The sequence below is a fragment of the Citrobacter sp. CK198 genome, from assembly GCF_030333295.1.
GTDB classification, from domain to species: domain Bacteria; phylum Pseudomonadota; class Gammaproteobacteria; order Enterobacterales; family Enterobacteriaceae; genus Citrobacter_B; species Citrobacter_B koseri.
In genome coordinates this window covers 75978-92924 of record NZ_JAOWGE010000034.1, presented here as the reverse complement: position 1 = coordinate 92924, position 16947 = coordinate 75978, and the positions used below count along the sequence as shown (strand labels likewise).

General features: G+C 53.6%; 12 protein-coding genes and 1 pseudogene. 4 read left to right on the top strand and 9 right to left on the bottom strand.

The genetic code is table 11. The features are described from left to right. The first annotated feature begins 129 nt into the window (after nt 1-129). Complete coding sequence (gene ppk1 / locus OGY62_RS15535; RefSeq protein ID WP_012131280.1) at nt 130-2196, top strand: polyphosphate kinase 1; 2067 nt, start codon at nt 130-132, stop codon at nt 2194-2196. Between the two features lie 4 nt (nt 2197-2200). Further along, complete coding sequence (gene ppx, locus OGY62_RS15530; RefSeq protein WP_012131279.1) at nt 2201-3742, top strand: exopolyphosphatase; 1542 nt, start codon at nt 2201-2203, stop codon at nt 3740-3742. A 7-nt stretch (nt 3743-3749) separates the two neighbouring features. On the opposite strand, the gene OGY62_RS15525 is transcribed toward ppx, so the two are convergent. Together OGY62_RS15525 and OGY62_RS23420 are read right to left on the bottom strand one after the other, a co-directional pair. Next, complete coding sequence (locus OGY62_RS15525; RefSeq protein WP_049008619.1) at nt 3750-5999, bottom strand: sensor domain-containing phosphodiesterase; 2250 nt, start codon at nt 5997-5999, stop codon at nt 3750-3752. Between the two features lie 164 nt (nt 6000-6163). Beyond that, nucleotides 6164-6232, bottom strand: a pseudogene (locus OGY62_RS23420) (hypothetical protein); the annotation flags it as partial. 119 nt (nt 6233-6351) lie between these two features. Here OGY62_RS23420 and OGY62_RS15520 point away from each other — a divergent pair. Further along, the gene (locus OGY62_RS15520; protein WP_012131276.1) at nt 6352-6543 is read left to right on the top strand and encodes a YfgG family protein; all 192 of its coding nucleotides are present in this window, start codon (nt 6352-6354) and stop codon (nt 6541-6543) included. A 150-nt stretch (nt 6544-6693) separates the two neighbouring features. Here OGY62_RS15520 and guaA read toward each other — a convergent pair whose 3' ends face one another. Together guaA and guaB are read right to left on the bottom strand one after the other, a co-directional pair. After that, a complete protein-coding gene (gene guaA, locus OGY62_RS15515; RefSeq protein ID WP_058667885.1) occupies nt 6694-8271 on the bottom strand; it encodes a glutamine-hydrolyzing GMP synthase in 1578 nt (525 codons plus the stop codon). Nucleotides 8272-8339: 68 nt separating this feature from the next. After that, nucleotides 8340-9806 carry an IMP dehydrogenase gene (gene guaB, locus OGY62_RS15510; RefSeq protein ID WP_012131273.1) on the bottom strand — a complete coding sequence of 489 codons (1467 nt, stop codon included), beginning with the start codon at nt 9804-9806 and terminating at the stop codon, nt 8340-8342. A 161-nt stretch (nt 9807-9967) separates the two neighbouring features. Between guaB and xseA the strand changes: the two genes are divergently transcribed. After that, nucleotides 9968-11341 carry an exodeoxyribonuclease VII large subunit gene (gene xseA / locus OGY62_RS15505; RefSeq protein ID WP_071258058.1) on the top strand — a complete coding sequence of 458 codons (1374 nt, stop codon included), beginning with the start codon at nt 9968-9970 and terminating at the stop codon, nt 11339-11341. Here the strand turns inward: xseA and OGY62_RS15500 are convergent. The 5 genes from OGY62_RS15500 to OGY62_RS15480 form a co-directional block, all read right to left on the bottom strand. Beyond that, complete coding sequence (locus OGY62_RS15500) at nt 11338-11553, bottom strand: zinc ribbon domain-containing protein (RefSeq protein ID WP_058669111.1); 216 nt, start codon at nt 11551-11553, stop codon at nt 11338-11340. The genes xseA and OGY62_RS15500 overlap by 4 nt on opposite strands. 130 nt (nt 11554-11683) lie before the next feature. Next, a complete protein-coding gene (locus tag OGY62_RS15495; RefSeq protein ID WP_012131270.1) occupies nt 11684-13237 on the bottom strand; it encodes a peptide MFS transporter in 1554 nt (517 codons plus the stop codon). 300 nt (nt 13238-13537) lie between these two features. Further along, nucleotides 13538-15010: a ribosome biogenesis GTPase Der gene (gene der / locus OGY62_RS15490; protein ID WP_047462015.1), complete on the bottom strand. Its 1473-nt coding sequence runs from the start codon at nt 15008-15010 to the stop codon at nt 13538-13540. A 118-nt stretch (nt 15011-15128) separates the two neighbouring features. Beyond that, nucleotides 15129-16307: an outer membrane protein assembly factor BamB gene (bamB, locus tag OGY62_RS15485; protein ID WP_047462014.1), complete on the bottom strand. Its 1179-nt coding sequence runs from the start codon at nt 16305-16307 to the stop codon at nt 15129-15131. Nucleotides 16308-16317: 10 nt separating this feature from the next. Then, nucleotides 16318-16938, bottom strand: a complete 621-nt coding sequence (locus OGY62_RS15480; protein WP_012131267.1) for a YfgM family protein — start codon at nt 16936-16938, stop codon at nt 16318-16320. Nucleotides 16939-16947 lie beyond the last annotated feature (9 nt).

Below are 16947 nucleotides of genomic sequence, written 5' to 3'. Positions count from 1 at the left end.
ATTCCCCTCATCTCTTTGCTTATCTGACGGTTTATTGTCATATTTTTCTGGCACAGTTGGACATCTGAGCGCAATGCTCGCCATAATAATCAGGCAGTGTCCCGTGAATAAAACGGAGTGTGAGTTGTAATGGGTCAGGAAAAACTATACATCGAGAAAGAGCTAAGTTGGTTAGCGTTCAACGAACGCGTGCTCCAGGAAGCTGCGGATAAATCAAATCCGCTTATTGAACGCATGCGCTTCCTGGGCATCTATTCCAATAACCTTGACGAGTTCTATAAAGTTCGTTTCGCCGAACTGAAACGTCGCATCATAATCAGCGAAGAACAGGGTTCTAATTCTCATTCTCGCCATCTGCTAGGTAAGATCCAGTCCCGGGTACTAAAAGCCGACCAGGAATTCGACAGCCTGTACAACGAATTGCTGCTGGAAATGGCGCGTAATCAGATCTTCTTAATCAACGAACGCCAACTGTCGGCCAACCAGCAAAGCTGGCTGCGGCATTATTTTAAACATTACTTACGCCAACACATCACGCCAATTCTGATCAATCGCGAGACGGATTTAGTTCAGTTTCTGAAAGATGATTACACCTATCTGGCCGTAGAGATTATTCGTGGCGATGCTATCCGCTACGCGCTGCTGGAAATTCCATCCGACAAAGTGCCGCGTTTTGTGAATCTGCCGCCGGAAGCGCCGCGTCGCCGTAAGCCGATGATCCTGCTGGATAACATTTTGCGCTACTGCCTGGACGACATCTTCAAAGGCTTCTTTGACTACGACGCGCTGAATGCCTACTCAATGAAGATGACCCGTGATGCCGAATACGATTTGGTGCACGAGATGGAATCGAGCCTGATGGAGCTGATGTCCTCCAGCCTGAAACAACGCCTGACCGCCGAGCCGGTGCGTTTTGTTTATCAGCGCGATATGCCAAACGCGCTGGTGGAAGTGCTGCGTGAAAAGCTGACCATCTCCCGCTACGACTCCATCGTACCCGGCGGCCGGTATCACAACTTCAAAGACTTCATTAGCTTCCCCAACGTGGGCAAAGCCAATCTGGTGAACAAGCCGCTGCCGCGATTGCGCCATCTCTGGTTTGATAAAGAGAAGTTCCGCAACGGGTTCGACGCTATTCGCGAGCGCGACGTTCTGCTCTATTATCCGTACCACACTTTCGAACATGTGCTGGAATTGCTGCGCCAGGCCTCCTTTGACCCCAGCGTGCTGGCGATCAAAATCAACATCTACCGTGTGGCGAAGGATTCACGCATCATCGACTCGATGATTCACGCCGCCCATAACGGCAAGAAAGTCACCGTGGTGGTAGAATTGCAGGCGCGATTCGATGAAGAGGCGAATATCCACTGGGCGAAGCGGCTGACCGAAGCAGGCGTACATGTGATCTTCTCGGCGCCAGGCCTGAAAATTCACGCCAAACTGTTCCTCATCTCGCGTAAAGAAGGCGATGAGGTAGTGCGTTATGCTCACATCGGCACAGGGAACTTCAACGAAAAAACGGCACGCCTGTACACCGACTATTCCTTACTGACCGCCGATGCGCGTATCACGAACGAAGTCCGTCGCGTGTTCAACTTTATCGAGAACCCTTACCGCCCGGTGACGTTCGACTATTTGCTGGTCTCTCCGCAGAACTCACGACGCCTGCTGTACGAGATGATCGATAAAGAAATCGCCAACGCCCAGCAAGGTCTCCCCTCCGGCATTACGCTGAAGCTGAATAACCTGGTGGACAAGGGGCTGGTCGACCGTCTGTACGCTGCATCCAGCTCGGGTGTGCCGGTCAATCTGCTGGTTCGTGGGATGTGTTCGCTGATTCCAAATCTGGAAGGCATTAGCGACAATATCCGCGTGATCAGTATCGTGGATCGCTATCTCGAACATGACCGGGTTTATATTTTTACCAACGGCGGCGATAAGCAGGTGTATCTTTCCTCCGCTGACTGGATGACGAGAAATATCGATTACCGTATCGAAGTTGCTGCGCCGCTGCTCGACCCGTGCCTTAAGCAACGCGTGCTGGATATTATTGACATCCTGTTTAGCGACACGGTAAAAGCCCGCTACATAGATAAAGAACTGAGTAATCGCTACGTGCCGCGCGGAAATCGTCGCAAGGTGCAGTCGCAACTGGCGATTTACGACTACATCAAATCACTCGAGCAACCTGACTAACGCTATGCCAATACATGACAAGACACCCCGGCCGCAGGAGTTCGCGGCGGTCGACCTCGGTTCGAACAGTTTTCATATGGTCATTGCCCGCGTGGTGGATGGCGCCATGCAGATCATCGGTCGGCTGAAACAGCGCGTACATCTGGCGGATGGTCTCGGCGAAGACAATATGTTAAGTGAAGAAGCGATAGAACGCGGGTTAAGCTGCTTATCGTTATTCGCCGAACGCCTACAGGGATTCTCCCCGTCAAGCGTGTGTATCGTAGGCACCCATACCCTGCGCCAGGCGCTGAACGCCACCGATTTTCTGAAGCGCGCGGAGAAGGTCATCCCCTACCCGATCGAAATCATTTCCGGTAACGAAGAAGCCCGCCTGATTTTTATGGGCGTGGAGCATACGCAGCCGGAAAAAGGCCGCAAGCTGGTGATCGATATCGGCGGGGGTTCGACGGAGTTAGTCATCGGCGAAAACTTCGAGCCCAAACTGGTCGAAAGCCGTCGCATGGGGTGCGTCAGTTTCGCACAAATCTATTTTCCTGGCGGCGCCATCAGCCCGGAAAATTTCCAGCGCGCCCGAATGGCCGCTGCGCAAAAACTGGAGACGTTAACCTGGCAGTTCCGCATTCAGGGCTGGAACGTCGCGCTAGGCGCGTCTGGCACCATCAAAGCCGCCCATGAAGTGCTGCTGGAAATGGGTGAGAAGGACGGCTTCATTACGCCAGAACGGCTGGATAAACTGATGGCTGAAGTGCTCAGGCACCGCTCCTTTGAAGCGCTGAGCCTGCCGGGTCTGTCTGAAGAGCGAAAAGCGGTCTTTGTACCGGGTCTGGCCATTCTGTGCGGCGTTTTTGATGCGCTGGCGATCCGCGAACTCCGCCTTTCCGACGGGGCGCTGCGCGAAGGCGTGCTGTACGAAATGGAAGGCCGCTTCCGTCATCAGGATGTGCGCAGCCGTACTGCCAAAAGCCTGGCGAATCAGTATAACATCGACAGCGATCAGGCCCGGCGCGTGCTGGAGACAACCATGCAGATGTATGAACAGTGGCAGACGCAACAGCCAAAGCTGGCGCATCCGCAGCTGGAAGCGTTACTGAAGTGGGCTGCAATGCTGCATGAGGTGGGGCTGAACATCAACCACAGCGGCCTGCACCGCCACTCTGCCTATATTCTGCAAAACAGCGATTTGCCGGGTTTTAACCAGGAACAGCAACTGATGATGGCGACATTAGTCCGTTATCATCGTAAAGCCGTTAAGCTGGATGACTTGCCCCGCTTTACGCTGTTCAAGAAAAAACAATTCCTGCCGTTGATTCAGCTATTGCGCCTGGGCGTTCTGCTGAATAATCAGCGCCAGGCCACCACAACGCCGCCAACGCTACGGCTTAAAACTGACGACAATCACTGGACGTTGCGCTTCCCGCATGACTGGTTTAGCCAAAACGCGCTCGTCCTGCTCGATCTGGAAAAAGAGCAGCAATACTGGGAAGCGGTCACGGGCTGGCGTCTCAAAATCGAAGAAGAGAGTTCGCCCACTATCGCGGCGTAATTTCGCCTCAGGCACCAGACAATGGTGCCTGCACCTCTTCCAGCGTCGCCGCCAGCGGCCTGGGTTCGCCAAGCAAATAGCCCTGAAGGTAATCGATCCCCAACGCGCTCACCGCGCTACGAATTTCTTCGCTTTCCACATATTCCGCCACCACTTGCATATTCTTCATTCGCGCCAGATGGCAAATGGACGCCACAATCTGATAATCGAGACTGTTAGAGACGATATTGCGAATAAAGCTGCCATCGATCTTGAGAATATTCGCGCTCACATTTTTCAGCCGCGCATAACTGGCATAACCGGTTCCAAAATCATCAATCGCTATCTGGCAACCTAACTGTTGCAACTGTGACAACGTTGCCTGACCCTGTTCGGCATTGGTGAACGCATTGCTTTCGGTCACTTCAAAGATCAGTTGCCACGCTTCAACTTCGTACTGGCTCAGCAGGTTACTGACATCAATCGGAAACTGGGCGCGGCATACCGACGTTGGTGACAGATTGATGGCAAAACGGTGGGCTGGCAGCTTATCCCGGTTTTCCGCCATAAAGCGCAGGGTATTTTCAATCACCCACAGATCGATGCTGGACGACAGGCCAAATTCGTGAGCAACGGGCAGAAAACCATCGGGATTGATCATGCCGCCATTATCGTCTTTCAGTCGCAGCAGTATTTCATGGTAAACATCGCCGCGAATGCCTGAAATCGGCTGCGCCATCAGGCAAAAATGATCGTGCTCCAGCGCATACTGCAAGCGGTTCATCATCGCCACTTTATCTTTCAGGTCCCGCTGCAAATGCATTGCGCCACGCCGCTGCATATTCTCCGGTTTGTTGGTCATCAGAGAAAGATCGGCGATGGTACTTAATTCGCCTAATAACAGATAGATATGGCTGACCGGAGAGCGCACATAGCAGTAGCTGACCCCAACCTGCGGCTGGAGCGGCATATCATCCCACATGAAACGGAATTGCTTGATATGGTTGTCCAGCGCTTCAATGCGCTGTTGATGCGACTCCATATTCAGACGCAGAATCAAATCATGCCCCGACAGCTGATACACGCACTCACCGGGCGCCAGCAAGGTGTTTATCCAGTGGGAGAGCTTTTGCTTGTACTGAATTCTCAGCATAACGCCATAGTTCTTCCCCAGTAATTCCAGGCCGGGCACGCGTAAAAAACAGAGTGCTGACCAGGGCGAATTTTTCAGCGCGCGATTTAGCGCCCGCAGGTTAGGCAGATGCACGACGGGATCAAGATACGCGAGCCGACGCGCCCGACCGCTGACGATTCTCTGGCGCGTCGCCAGCACCGCCATATAGCTCACAATAAAAGAGAAAACCAGGTAGCTTGAAGACGTAATAGTGAGTTGTGTGTCATACCCGGAATAATAAGGCATGTAGCTCTGGTAATAATGAATTGCGGTAATGAGAACAGCCGACCATATCAGCGAAATAAATCGATAACCGTAGCGCATCGCTCCCCATAGCATTACCGGCAATAATAATGACAAGGTATAGTTAGTGCTAAATATTGAACTATTTTCATTCAATGGCATGCAAAGCATTGTCATGAGCAATGTCAGCACGAGTAACCAGATAACAACCTCTTTCTTTGTGACTTTCTTATCAAACTGTTGTTTCAGCTGCGCATAATATCCACGCAGATATAGCGGATTGCGGACAGTACGAATAATAAAATAACACAGCGGAACGCCGATAAGATTTCCCACCAGCAAAGCCTGATAGTTAATCAATGTATTGATATTAAAAGGCATTACGCCCATCATGCTTGATTTGCTCGCATACATTCCCAGGAAGGCGGCAAATTGAAAGAGCACCAGAAATAACGTCGCCGGGCAAAACACCTGCCAGAACATCCGCTGAAACATCAGATGAGCATCGCCATGAGACACCTGATTACGCCGGGGAGTAAACACGCGATACCCGCCCCAGCAGAGCACGACCGGGATAATGAAATGTCCGATAATGGAGAGCGTCTCATACAATCCCACTATCGGATAACGATTCCAGAAGATTGCGACCGCAATGCCCGGTAATGCTGCCCAGTCAAAAAATGACATCAGGCTAATGGTGAATGCCAGGGGAAGATAAAAAAGCGTGACATTGCCGGAACCCGTATTGGTATGCGCGTAGGTATTGGCAATGCTTAATATGGGCAACAGCAAAGAGGGTAAAATGAGAGGCAGCACCCACCATTTATCTCTGATTTTGATATAGGTCTGATTTAGTTTCATAGATGCTCAGCAAAAACCCTCGCTTCCTGCAAGGTGCTTCAGACAGGCATCCCACCTGACTTTAAAATAATAATAAAAACAACGTCACAATATGTGTCTTGATTCTAGTTATCAACGGGAAGCAACATTTGATATATATCAATCAATTTTCTTCTCAGTAACTAATAATTACGTTTTTTCTGCTTCGTTATCATTAATTTATTATTAATGTAAATACTAAAATTATCTTCCATAACAATAAGAGATAAATCAACTGACGTATTTTTACATAATCGACAATTGACCATTCCTTTACAATGTGCCTTAATGTACCCATCGCCCACTATGCTGGGCATACCCTAAGGAACCTTTTGTGAGTCAGGCAACCAGTATGCGAAAACGACATCGATTTAACAGTCGAATGACCCGTATCGTACTGTTTATCAGTTTTCTCTTCTTCTTCGGACGCTTCGTCTACTCTTCTATCGGTGCCTGGCATCATCATCAGGATAAAAAAGAAGCTCAACAGTCCACTCTTTCAGTCGAGACGCCTGCTCAACGCTAAACTTTTCCTGCTCACATAAACATACTGTTTTCTGGATTGCATATGCATTCGCCGGACAGGTAGCGCTGTGCCTCAGTCTGGTAAAGAAAAACCCCCTGCACAGGCAGAGGGTCTTTATTCATTACAACGCAGTGGTCATGAAGCGGGAGGTTATTCCCACTCAATCGTTGCTGGCGGCTTACCGCTGATGTCATACACCACGCGGGAGATGCCGTTGACTTCGTTGATGATGCGGTTAGAGACGCGGCCGAGGAAATCATACGGCAGGTGCGCCCAGTGCGCGGTCATAAAGTCGATGGTTTCTACCGCACGCAGGGAGACAACCCAGTCGTATTTACGGCCATCGCCCATTACGCCAACGGAACGAACCGGCAGGAACACGGTGAACGCCTGGCTCACTTTGTTGTACAGATCTGCTTTGTGCAGCTCTTCGATGAAGATAGCATCCGCACGACGCAGCAGGTCGCAGTACTCTTTCTTCACTTCGCCCAGCACGCGTACGCCCAGACCCGGCCCCGGGAACGGGTGACGGTACAGCATGTCGTACGGCAGGCCCAGTTCCAGACCAATCTTGCGCACTTCGTCTTTGAACAGCTCTTTCAGCGGCTCAACCAGCCCCATCTTCATCTCTTTCGGCAGGCCGCCCACATTGTGGTGAGATTTGATGACGTGTGCTTTACCGGTGGCGGAAGCGGCGGACTCGATAACGTCAGGATAGATAGTGCCCTGCGCCAGCCATTTCACGTCTTCCAGTCTGAACGCTTCTTCATCGAAGACTTCAACGAATACGCGACCGATGATCTTACGTTTCGCTTCTGGATCGTTTTCGCCTTTCAGCGCGGTCAGGAAACGTTCTTCCGCCGGAACGTGAACAATGTTGAGACCAAAATGATCGCCGAACATGTCCATTACCTGCTCGGCTTCGTTCAGACGCAGCAGGCCGTTATCAACGAATACGCAGGTCAGGTTTTTACCGATGGCACGGTGTAGCAGCATCGCGGTAACGGAAGAGTCAACGCCGCCAGACAGGCCGAGGATCACTTTGTCGTCGCCAACCTGTTCACGGATGCGATTTACCGCATCGTCGATGATCTTCGCCGGAGTCCACAGCGCTTCACACTGGCAGATATCACGCACAAAGCGTTCCAGCATGCGCATACCCTGACGGGTATGCGTGACTTCCGGGTGGAACTGCACGCCGTAAAAACGTTTTTCCTCGTTAGCCATAATGGCGAACGGGCAGGTTTCGGTGCTGGCAACGGTGACAAAGTCAGACGGGATAGCGGTAACTTTATCGCCGTGGCTCATCCACACGTCCAGCAGCGGCTTGCCGTCTGCGGTCAGGGAGTCTTCAATGCCGCGAATCAGCGCGCTGTCGGTTCTCACTTCCACCTGCGCGTAACCGAATTCACGTTCATTGGATGCTTCAACATGGCCGCCCAGTTGCATCGCCATCGTCTGCATGCCGTAGCACACGCCGAATACCGGCACGCCAGCTTCAAACACATACTCCGGCGCGCGCGGGCTGTTTTCTTCAGTGGTGCTTTCCGGGCCGCCGGAAAGAATAATACCGCTTGGGTTGAATTCGCGAATTTGTGCTTCCGTAACATCCCACGCCCACAGTTCGCAGTAAACGCCGAGTTCACGCACGCGACGCGCAACCAGCTGAGTGTACTGAGAACCAAAATCCAGGATGAGAATGCGATGTTTATGAATATTTTCCGTCATTGACGCTAATTCCGAGGCAAGTGAAACAGATTAAATAAATCGCCCGACACGAGGTCGGGCGAAGAAAATCAGGAGCCCAGACGGTAGTTCGGGGACTCTTTGGTGATGGTCACGTCATGAACGTGGCTTTCCTGAATACCCGCACCGCTGATGCGTACAAACTCCGCTTTGGTACGCAGCGCGTCGATAGTACCACAGCCGGTCAGACCCATACAGGAGCGCAGGCCGCCCATCTGCTGGTGAATGATCTCTTTCAGGCGGCCTTTATACGCTACGCGGCCTTCGATACCTTCCGGCACCAGTTTGTCTGCCGCGTTATCGCTCTGGAAGTAACGGTCAGAGGAGCCTTTGGACATCGCGCCCAGAGAACCCATACCACGGTAGGATTTGTAAGAACGGCCCTGGTACAGTTCGATTTCGCCCGGGGATTCTTCAGTACCCGCCAGCATGGAACCGACCATTACCGCGCTTGCGCCTGCGGCGATCGCTTTGGCGATATCGCCGGAGAAACGAATACCACCATCGGCGATAACCGGAATGCCCAGGCCTTCCAGCGCTTCAACCGCGTCAGAAACCGCGGTGATCTGCGGAACGCCTACGCCAGTGACGATACGGGTCGTACAGATAGAGCCAGGACCAATACCCACTTTCACCGCGCTGACGCCAGCGTCTGCCAGCGCGCGCGCGCCTGCGCCGGTTGCTACGTTGCCGCCGATGATTTGCAGATCCGGGTATTTGGCGCGGGTTTCACGAATGCGTTGCAGAACGCCTTCGGAGTGGCCGTGAGAGGAGTCGATCAGCAGTACGTCAACGCCAGCGGCAACCAGCGCGTCAACGCGCTCTTCGTTGCCCGCGCCCGCGCCGACTGCCGCGCCAACGCGCAGACGACCCTGCTCATCTTTACAGGCGTTCGGTTTACGTTCCGCTTTCTGGAAATCTTTTACGGTGATCATGCCGATAAGATGGAAGCTGTCATCCACAACCAGCGCTTTCTCAACGCGTTTTTCGTGCATTTTGGCAAAAACCACTTCACGCGCTTCACCTTCGCGCACCGTAACCAGGCGCTCTTTCGGCGTCATATACACGCTGACAGGCTGGCTCAGGTCGGTGACAAAACGCACGTCACGACCGGTAATGATACCGACCAGCTCGTTATCTTCGGTGACAACCGGATAGCCAGCAAAACCGTTACGTTCGGTCAGTTCTTTCACTTCACGCAGCGTGGTGGTTGGCAGAACGGTTTGCGGGTCGGTGACCACGCCGGATTCATGTTTCTTCACGCGGCGAACTTCTTCCGCCTGACGCTCGATAGACATGTTTTTGTGGATAAAACCGATGCCGCCTTCCTGTGCCAGGGCGATTGCAAGGCGCGCTTCCGTCACGGTATCCATTGCTGCGGAGAGCATAGGAATGTTCAGACGAATGGTTTTCGTCAACTGCGTGCTGAGGTCGGCAGTATTCGGCAGAACGGTGGAGTGAGCGGGAACGAGGAGGACGTCGTCAAACGTCAGAGCTTCTTTAGCAATACGTAGCATGGGCAATATCTCTAACCTGGGGGTGGATAAATATTGCCGTGGCATTATACAGAGCGAAACCGATTGCATCCACACTTTTTTGCAAATAATGCTTGCGATCCCCTGTGGGCGGGTTACTATCGACTGAATAACTTGCTGATTTAGAATTTGATCCCGCTCACATGTTATCCTCTCAGACCTCCTCAATCTTTACCGTAAGCCGCCTTAATCAGACGGTTCGTCTGCTGCTTGAGCAGGAAATGGGGCAAGTATGGATCAGCGGTGAAATCTCTAATTTCACGCAGCCCGCCTCCGGTCACTGGTACTTTACGCTAAAGGATGACACCGCCCAGGTACGCTGCGCGATGTTCCGTAACAGCAACCGCCGCGTCACTTTTCGCCCGCAGCACGGGCAACAGGTGCTGGTTCGCGCCAATATCACCCTGTATGAGCCGCGCGGCGACTATCAGATCATCGTTGAAAGCATGCAGCCTGCGGGTGAGGGCCTGCTCCAGCAGAAGTATGAGCTGCTGAAAGCAAAATTGCAGGCTGAAGGGCTGTTCGATCAGCAGTATAAACAACCGCTCCCCTCGCCCGCTCACTGCGTCGGGGTGATCACCTCAAAAACCGGTGCCGCTTTACATGACATTCTTCATGTCCTGAAACGCCGCGATCCCTCCCTGCCGGTTATCATCTACCCGACCGCTGTTCAGGGTGATGACGCGCCGGGCCAGATTGTTCGCGCCATTGAACGGGCTAACGCCCGAAATGAATGCGACGTGCTGATCGTCGGGCGCGGCGGCGGTTCACTGGAAGATCTGTGGAGCTTTAACGATGAACGCGTCGCGCGGGCAATTTTCGCCAGCCGCATTCCGGTCGTTAGCGCCGTCGGCCATGAAACCGACGTCACCATCGCCGATTTTGTTGCCGACCTGCGCGCGCCGACGCCTTCCGCAGCCGCCGAGATAGTCAGCCGTAATCAGCAGGAGTTGCTGCGCCAGATTCAGTCCGCGCAACAACGCCTCGGGATGGCGATGGATTACTATCTGGCAAACCGCAACCGCCGTTTTACGCAGCTTTTCCATCGGTTACAGCAGCAACACCCGCAACTGCGCCTGGCGCGCCAGCAGACGATGCTGGAAAGATTGCGCCAGCGGATGAACTTCGCGCTGGATAATCAACTCAAACGCGCGGCCTCGCGCCAGCAACGTGTCCTCCAGCGTTTAAACCAGCAAAACCCGCAGCCGCGAATTTATCGCGCGCAAACGCGTATTCAGCAGCTGGAGTATCGTCTGGCCGAGAACGTGCGCGCACGTCTGAGCGCTACACGCGAACGCTTTGGCAATGCGGTAACGCATCTTGAAGCCGTCAGCCCGCTCTCCACGCTGGCGCGCGGTTATAGCGTAACCACAGCGACGGACGGCAAGGTGCTGAAGCAAACCAGACAGGTGAAAGCCGGTGATGTGCTCACCACCCGGCTGTCAGACGGCTGGGTGGAAAGCGAAGTGAAAGGCGTGACGACCGCGAAGAAAACGCGCAGGAAAAAGACGGATTAAAGCGGCACAAACTCCACGCGCTTTTTAGAGATCAGCCCATGACCATTCTGGCAGAAATAATCCACCGCGCCGCAGGCTTTTAACACCTGGAGCGGCTTATGGCACTCCGGGCAGCGCGCTTCAAGTTCAATATCTTTATTGCAGCTGTCGCAATGCGCCGCACCGTTTTGCGGTTCCAGCTCTGTATGGCAATCCGGGCAGGTAATCGACACGGTAACTCCTTTGATATGTTGCGGGCTGAGCATCAAAGCCCATGACCAATAAATCCCTGAACGCCTGTTCCCGTCTCGTTCGTTGAACTGCCGGGGCGTCACTCACGCCCCGGCCAGATCGGATGTTGCATCAGGCGTTAGTGACCGGCTTCTGCTCATTTTTAGTCTGTGTATTTTCCAGCATACGACGAACCGGAACAATAAGCACGATCAGCACCGCAGCGCAAATCAGCAGGGCGACGGAGCAACGCGCAAAGAGGTCCGGCAGCATATCGAGCTGATCGGCCTTCACATGGCCGCCAATCAGGCCCGCAGCCAGGTTACCCAGCGCGCTCGCACAGAACCACAGCCCCATCATCTGACCGCGCATTCTTTCCGGCGCCAGCAGCGTCATGGTCGCCAGACCGATCGGACTCAGGCACAGCTCGCCCAGCGTCAGCATCAGAATGCTGCCTACCAGCCAGAACGGCGATACGCCCGCCCCGCCGTTATTCAGCACGTTCTGCGCCGCCAGCATCATCAGGCCAAAGCCCGCCGCCGCACACAGAATACCGATAACAAACTTGGTGATGCTGCTCGGGCGAATGTTCATGCTCGCCAGCTTTGGCCATGCCCAGCTGAACACCGGCGCCAGCAGGATGATAAACAGGGCGTTGATCGACTGGAACCATACGGCCGGGATCTCAAAATCGCCGATCATGCGGTTAGTGTAGTCGTTGGCGAACAGGTTGAATGAGGTCGGCTTTTGCTCAAACGCAGACCAGAAGAATGCGGCTGAAACCAGCAGGATAAAGCAGACCAGCAGTCGTGCGCGCTCTTTACGGTTCAGGCCCGCAAAAACAAACAGGTAGATAAAGTAGAGCGCAACAGACGCCGCAATCACGTACACCAGCATGCTGGCTACCGCGACCGGGTTAATCACAATCACGCCCTGAGCGATCAGCGCAACGATAACCACCACGCCTACCGCCAGCGCCAGCAGCCATGCGCCCACGCCGTTTCTCTTCACTACCGGGCTGTTCCAGGTGGAGTCCAGCCCCACTTCGCTGTCGTAGCGTTTCATTGCCGGAACGGCAAACACGCGGAAGATGATCAACGCCACCAGCATCCCGATGCCGCCGATACCAAAGCCCCAGTGCCAGCCGTGGCTTTTAATCAGCCAGCCGGAGATCAGCGGCGCAATGAACGACCCCATATTGATGCCCATATAGAACAGCGAGAAACCGCCGTCACGACGCGCATCGCCTTTTTTATACAGCGTCCCCACCATGACCGAGATACAGGTCTTGAACAGGCCAGAACCGAGCACGATAAACATCAGGCCAATAAAGAACAGGTTGTCGCCCATCACGGCAGAGAGCGCAATCGACAGGTGGCCGAGCGCAATCAGAATCGAGCCGTACCAGACCGCTTTCTGCTGGCCGAGCCAGTTATCCGCCAGCCAGCCACCCGGCAACGCCGCGAGATACATCGTACCGGCAAAGATACCGACAATCGCGGAGGCGTTTTCACGCGCCAGTCCCATGCCCCCGTCATAGACGGTCGCAGCCATAAACAGGATCAGTAACGGACGGATGCCGTAAAACGAGAAACGTTCCCACATCTCGGTGAAGAACAGCGAACCGAGCGGATAAGGATGGCCGAAGAACGTTCGGCTTTCTTTTTGATTAACAGAGGATTGCATAATTCTCCCGAAAAGGTATGTCGTTGTGCTTATAAACACCGCAATGCACGCCGACCAGTTACGTATCTGGCCGATTTTTTTACATGCGGCGAAGGGTTATTTAACCATTTGATAACCTGGAGCCAGTTTTGTCTAGTACCAACCCCTGGACTTTAAGATGAAAATTCGACAATTGTCTACTTTCTTAGATTTAAAGTTGGAAGAAAACGAATAGTCATTGACATCACACAGGGAAACCATCAGCTGGAACAAAACAAAAAAACCCGCGACAGGCGCGGGTTTTATCAACGTCAGCGACGATTATTTGCTTTTCTTAATGTGCTTAATCAGACGTTTACGCTTACGCATCTGGGTCGGGGTCAGCGTATTGCGCTTATTCGCATACGGGTTTTCCCCTTCTTTAAACTGAATACGGATAGGCGTTCCCATCACGTCCAGCGATTTGCGGAAGTAGTTCATCAGATAGCGCTTGTAAGAGTCCGGCAGGTCTTTCACCTGGTTGCCGTGAATCACCACGATTGGCGGATTATATCCCCCGGCGTGGGCATATTTCAGCTTCACGCGGCGACCGCGAACCAGCGGCGGCTGGTGATCTTCAACCGCCATAGTCATGATGCGGGTCAGCATGGCGGTGCTGACGCGACGGGTTGAACTGTCATACGCTTCACGTACGGACTCAAACAGGTTGCCCACGCCGCTACCATGCAGCGCAGAGATAAAGTGTACGCGCGCAAAGTCGATAAAGCCCAGACGGAAGTCCAGCGTCTCTTTCACCTGCTCTTTCACTTCCTGGGTCAGACCGTCCCATTTGTTCACGACGATGACAAGTGAGCGCCCACTATTAAGGATAAAGCCCAGCAGTGACAGGTCCTGATCGGAAATCCCTTCGCGCGCATCAATAACCAGCATCACCACGTTGGCATCTTCAATCGCCTGCAACGTTTTAATGACGGAGAATTTTTCTACCGCATCGGTGACTTTCCCACGCTTACGTACGCCTGCGGTATCAATCAGCACGTATTCACGCTCGTCGCGTTCCATCGGAATATAGATACTGTCGCGCGTCGTTCCCGGCATGTCATAGACCACTACGCGGTCTTCACCCAGAATACGGTTAGTCAGTGTGGACTTACCTACGTTCGGACGACCGACAATCGCCAGTTTGATTGGCAGATCCTGAGGGTTGAAGTCATCTTCCGGCTCCTCTTCCCCGTTCTCTTCCGCTGCCAGTTTCGCCCAGTATTCGGCGTCTTCATCCACCTCTTCCTGCGGGGCGACGTCGTCCATCCACGGCAGCAGAACATGCTCCAGCAGGCTGAGCACGCCACGACCGTGAGAAGCTGCAATCGGGTGAATTTCACCTAAACCCAGCGCATAGAAGTCGACAACCGCCTGATCGGGATCGAGCCCGTCAGTTTTGTTTGCCACAAGGAACGTGGGTTTTTCGCGGGAGCGCAGATGTTTGGCGATCGCTTCATCCGCTGGCATCAGGCCAGCACGCGCATCCACCATGAACAGCACAACATCAGCCTCTTCAATCGCCAGCAGCGACTGTTCCGCCATGCGGGTTTCCACACCGTCTTCGGTGCCATCAATACCGCCGGTATCAATACAGATAAACTCGCGGCCTTCAATCTCCGCACGACCGTACTTACGGTCACGAGTCAGACCCGGGAAATCCGCAACCAGCGCATCTCGGGTGCGAGTTAGACGGTTAAATAACGTGGATTTTCCGACGTTAGGGCGCCCGACAAGCGCGACCACAGGTACCATGTTTAAAGCCTCATTTAAAAAATCATCAAACAACGCGCGCGATTTTTACGCCGTTGTTAAAAACAGTAAAACGGCCCCTGCACCAGGAGCCGTTTTTCAAAGCGTGCGGCCGTGACGATTAACGCGTAATAGAGTACAGCGTACCGTCTTTCGCCTGGATCAGCAGTTTGCCATCGGCAGAGACCGGTTCGGTCAGGAAGCCGGAGCTATCCACTTTTTGCTGAGCCACAAAACGACCATCCTCAACGTTAATCCAGTGCATATAGCCTTCGCTATCGCCTACCACCAGATTGCCATTATACAGCGCAGGCGATGTCAGCAGGCGGTGCAGCAGATCGCTTTGCGTCCACAGCGTCACACCGCCGTCGGTGGTCAATGCCAGAATACGGTCGTTCTGATCCACCAAGTAGATACGATCGCCGTCAACGATGAAATCATTCACCGAGCCCAGTTCACGTTTCCACATAATCTGACCACTGCGCAGATCCAGCGCCGTCAGGTTACCATTATAAGCCAGCGCGTAAACGACGCCATTGACGATAACCGGCGTGGTATCGACATCGCTCAGACGGTCGATTTCAGTCGAACCGGTCGCCTGGGAAATACGCTGTTGCCAAATCATCTGGCCCTGCTGCATCAGCACGGCGCTGACGCGACCGTTATCACCACCCACAATGGCGGCGCCATACGCGGTAGCCGGAGCGGACTCACCGCGCAGCGAAAGCGACGGCATGTCGAGGTTCACGGTCCATTTGATCGCGCCGTCCGCCTCATTCAGCGCCTGCAACTGACCGTTGCTGGTATGAATAAGCACCAGGCCATCGCTGACAACCGGGCGAGATAACGCTTCACCGGCGACTTTCGTCTGCCATGCCGTCGTACCGTCAGCCGCGTTCAACGCATAAACCTGCGCTTTTTCGCTGCCAATATAGACATGGCCGCCGGAGACCGTTACGCCGCCAGACAGCAACGCAGGCGCTCTGGAGAACCAGCCGTCTTTCTCCGCCAGGTTCACGGACCAGACTTCTTTCCCGTCATCCGCGTTTACCGCTTTTACGGTGCCTTTACGGTCAGCCGCGTAGACCACGTTATCGGCATACGCCGGGTGCAGGTTGGAATAAAACTCGCCGATACCGCTACCTACAGACGTACTCCATGCGGTAGACGGCGTAAACTGGTTTTCCACCGTCGGCAACGGGGACATTTTGACAACATCTTCTTCGCCACTAAACAGTGAACAACCGCTCAATAACGTAACAGAAAGCAGTCCTGGCAGAAGTAATTTACGCAATTGCATCGGGTCCCTCTCAGATGGACAAATTATTGATTTTCATCTGCATCATTTCACTCAGCGCCGGGCTGGCATCGCTTTTCACGCCTGCTTCCCATGCGCTACGCGCGCCTTGTTTATCGCCTTTGCTCAACAACGCTTCGCCACGCAGATCGGCGACAATCGCAGCCCATCCTTCACCTTTTACGGTATCGAGCGTTTTCAGCGCGGTATCGGCCTGCTTGAGCTGCACCTGAACGCGGGCAAGACGCAGATTAATCACCGCTTTGAGGTTCTCATCGCTGGTGGCCGCCAGTCCTTGCTGTAGCTGGGCTGCGGCTTTCTCAAGTTCATTTTGATCAACAAACTGCTGCGCCAGTTCCATAGAAGCTAACGCGCCGTAGGTATTTTTATTCTCCGTGGCGAATTTCTCCGCAGCGGAGATGCTATCCGGTTTGCCCGCGCTCACCGCGGTCACCGCATTTTGATATGCCAGAGAAGCAGAGCGTGCGGACTCCGTCTGATGACTGGTCCAGTAGCGCCAACCGAGCAGTGCGCCAACCCCTAAAATCACCCCAACAGCCAGCGCTTTGCCATTTTCAGCAAAGAAGCGTTTAATCGCATCAACCTGGTCGTTTTCGTTCTCGTAAATTTCCACGCTGTCCTT